We start from the raw sequence: 3,112 nt of genomic DNA, 5'->3' as shown, positions 1-3,112 counted from the left end.
CGTCGGCACCTGACGCCCCCGGTGACGTGGATCCCGTCGGTGGGGGAGTTCGACAACGCCGTCCGCCGGGGGATGGGGTGGGGGATGATCCCCGAGGTGCAGGTCCGCGCCGACCTCGACGCCGGGCGGCTGGTCGAGATCGTGCCCGGCCGGCACACCGACGTACCGCTGTTCTGGCAGCACTGGCGCCTGGAGTCGCCACTGATGGCGGACCTGACGTCCGCCATCACCGGCGCGGCGCGCGGCTGGCTGAGCTGAGCTGAGCAGCGAGCGACGAGCTAGAGCACCTTGGAGAGGAAGGCCTGGGTGCGCTCGTGCTGCGGGTCGCCCAGCACCGTGCGTGGGTCGCCCTCCTCGACGATGACGCCACCGTCCATGAAGACCAGGTTGTCGCCGACCTCGCGGGCGAAGCCCATCTCGTGGGTCACGACCATCATCGTCATGCCCTCGGACGCCAGGTCCTTCATCACGGCGAGCACGTCGCCGACCAGCTCGGGGTCCAGGGCCGAGGTGGGCTCGTCGAAGAGCATCAGGTCGGGCTGCATCGACAGCGCCCGGGCGATGGCCACCCGCTGCTGCTGCCCGCCCGAGAGGTGGGCCGGGTAGGCCTTCTCCTTCTCGGCCAGGCCTACCTTCTCGAGGTTGGCGCGCGCGATCTCGACGGCCTCGGCCTTCTTGCGGCCGGCGACCTTCTCCTGCGCGATGGTGAGGTTGCGCAGCACGTTCATGTGGGGGAACAGGTTGAAGCTCTGGAACACGATGCCGATGCGCGCGCGCAGCTTGTCGACGTCGGCGTCGGGGTGGGTGATCTCCTCGCCCTCGACGTAGATCTTGCCGCTGGTGGGCGTCTCGAGCATGTTGACGCAGCGCAGCAGGGTGGACTTGCCCGAGCCGGAGGGCCCGATGACGCAGACCACCTGGCCCTGACCGACGTGGAAGTCGATGCCCTTGAGCACCTCGTTGGCGCCGAAGTACTTGTGCAGGTCCTGCACGTCGATGGCCGCGGCGGCGCGATCGCCGTCGGGGGTGCGGGGGGTGGTGCTCTCGGTGGTCATCAGCGGGCCCTCTCCGCGCGGCTCTCCATACGGCGTACGACGATCGACAACGGCACCGTGATGAGCAGGTAGCACAGGGCGATCACGACGATCGGGGTCAGGTTGGAGGCCGAGTTCATGCCCTCCCGGCCGAACTTGGTGAGCTCGTAGTCCGAGAGCGACAGGCCCAGGATGTAGACCAGCGACGAGTCCTTGGTCAGCAGGATGAGCTCGTTGGTCAGCGGCGGCAGGATGATCCGGAACGCCTGGGGGACCACGACGCTGATCATCGCCCGGGAGTGGGACATGCCCAGCGACCGCGCCGCCTCCATCTGCCCCTTGGGCACCGCCTGGATGCCGGCTCGGATCGTCTCGGCCATGTAGGCGCCGCCGACCAGGCCCAGGGCCAGGGTGACGACGCCGAGGTTGCCGAACGGGATCTCGTAGGCGGGGAAGGCCAGGCTGACGCCCACGCTGAGCGCGATGAAGACGACCAGGGCCGGGATCCCGCGGAAGAGCTCGATGATCACCGTCGCGATCCACCGGTAGGGGCCCACGCTCGACAGACGCATCAGGGCGAGCACGAGCCCCAGCGCCAGGCCGAACGTGAAGCCGCACGCGGTGTAGATGATCGTGTTCTTCAGCGCGATCGTCAGGACGCGGGGGAACTGCTCCTTGACCAGCTCCCAGTTCCAGAACGCGCGCTGGATCTGGGCCCAGTCGGCGAGGAAGGCGATGGCGAGCACCACCACCACCAGCACGGCGTACTGGACGTAGCGCCACCGGGCGGCGCGCTGGCGGGGACTCGCCATGGGCTCACATCACCTTCGTCGGGGGGGCAGGGAAGGACGATCAGCTGGCCGGGGCCTCGCCGAACCACTTCTCGTAGACGGCGTCGTAGTCGGCGCTCGCGATCCCGTCGTTGATGGCGGCGAGCAGGTCGTCGTTGCTGCCCTTCTTGACCGAGAAGCCGTACTTCTCACCGGTCTTGAACTCGGTGGTCACCTCGACGTCAGGGTTCTGGCTGACGAAGTAGTTGAGCAGGCCGTTGTCGTTGACGCCCGCGTCGGCCTTGCCGGTCTTGACCGCCTGCTGCATCAGCGAGGAGTCCTCGAACGAGATGATCTCGGTGTCCTTCGGCGCGTTCTCGCGCACGTAGTCGGCACCGGTCGTCCCGTCCTGGACGGCGACAGTCATGCCGGCGAGGTCATCGAGCGAGGCGATGCCCGAGCCGGTCTTGGTCATCAGCGCCTGGGTGGCCTCGAAGTAGGGGTCGGTGAAGTCCATGACGGCCTCGCGCTCGTCGGTGATCGTCATCGCACCGGCGCCCACGTCGCACTGGCCGGTGTTGAGGGCCTCACCGGTCGTGATCGTCTCCCACGCGACATCGAGGACCTCGGTGTCGAGGCCCTCGTTGTCGGCGGCGATCTTGAGCACGTCGGGGTCGAAGCCGACGACCTCGCCTCCGTCGGTGAACTCGAAGGGCTCGTAGGGGAGGTGCGTGCAGATGGTCAGCGTCCCGTCCTTGACCAGCGAGATGCCCGACTCTGTGGTCGTGGTGGCGTCGTCCTTCGCGCAGCCCGCGGCCGCGAGGGCGAGGGCGAGGACGCTGATTCCGGAGGCGAGGGCTCGAAGGTTCATGGCCGTCACCCTAGACCCGCTCGGACCCAGAAGGTCTCCCTCGTCACACCGACGCGCGATATTGAGCACAATGGCGACATGCCGACCTACGTGGCCTTCCTGCGCGCGATCAACCTCGGCGCGACCCGCAAGTTCCCCAAGGACGCCATCCGTGCGGCCGTGGAGTCCACGGGAGCGCGCGACGTCGAGACCTACATCAACACCGGCAACGTGCGCCTGACCTCGAGCCGGCGGTCGACCACGAAGGTCGCCGTGGACCTCGAGGAGGCCTTCGCCGCGGACCGGGGCTTCGAGGTGCCGACGGTGGTGCTGACGCCCGCGGAGCTGGTGCGGATCGCGGCCGACGCCGAGGAGATCGCGTCCGGCCACGACCGGCTGGGCATGCAGTACGTCTCGCTGCTCAAGAAGGAGCCGACGGCCGCCCAGGTGCGCGAGAT

Annotated in this window: 4 protein-coding genes and 1 pseudogene; 2 read left to right on the top strand and 3 right to left on the bottom strand. The window is 68.3% G+C overall.

Going from position 1 to position 3,112, the window contains the following annotated elements; genetic code table 11:
* Window positions 1-258: pseudogene (locus AC1DQF_RS21390) on the top strand (ArgP/LysG family DNA-binding transcriptional regulator); the annotation flags it as partial.
* Between the two features lie 20 nt (window positions 259-278).
* On the opposite strand, the gene AC1DQF_RS21385 reads toward AC1DQF_RS21390, so the two are convergent.
* From AC1DQF_RS21385 to AC1DQF_RS21375, 3 genes are read right to left on the bottom strand one after another with little or no spacing between them, the layout of a single operon-like run.
* Window positions 279-1,055 carry an amino acid ABC transporter ATP-binding protein gene (locus AC1DQF_RS21385; protein ID WP_477527238.1) on the bottom strand — a complete coding sequence of 259 codons (777 nt, stop codon included), beginning with the start codon at window positions 1,053-1,055 and terminating at the stop codon, window positions 279-281.
* A complete protein-coding gene (locus tag AC1DQF_RS21380) occupies window positions 1,055-1,846 on the bottom strand; it encodes an amino acid ABC transporter permease (RefSeq protein WP_477527237.1) in 792 nt (263 codons plus the stop codon). Before AC1DQF_RS21380 ends, AC1DQF_RS21385 begins: the two co-directional genes overlap by 1 nt.
* A 40-nt stretch (window positions 1,847-1,886) precedes the next feature.
* Window positions 1,887-2,675 carry a transporter substrate-binding domain-containing protein gene (locus AC1DQF_RS21375; protein ID WP_477527236.1) on the bottom strand — a complete coding sequence of 263 codons (789 nt, stop codon included), beginning with the start codon at window positions 2,673-2,675 and terminating at the stop codon, window positions 1,887-1,889.
* 78 nt (window positions 2,676-2,753) lie between these two features.
* Between AC1DQF_RS21375 and AC1DQF_RS21370 the strand changes: the two genes are divergently transcribed.
* On the top strand, window positions 2,754-3,112 hold a 359-nt coding region (locus tag AC1DQF_RS21370), incomplete at its 3' end, for a DUF1697 domain-containing protein (RefSeq protein WP_477527235.1).

The sequence above is a fragment of the Nocardioides sp. P4_G4 genome, assembly GCF_056401085.1.
The sequence above is the reverse complement of the archived record's forward strand: the minus strand, read 5'-3'. Positions and strand labels throughout refer to the sequence as shown.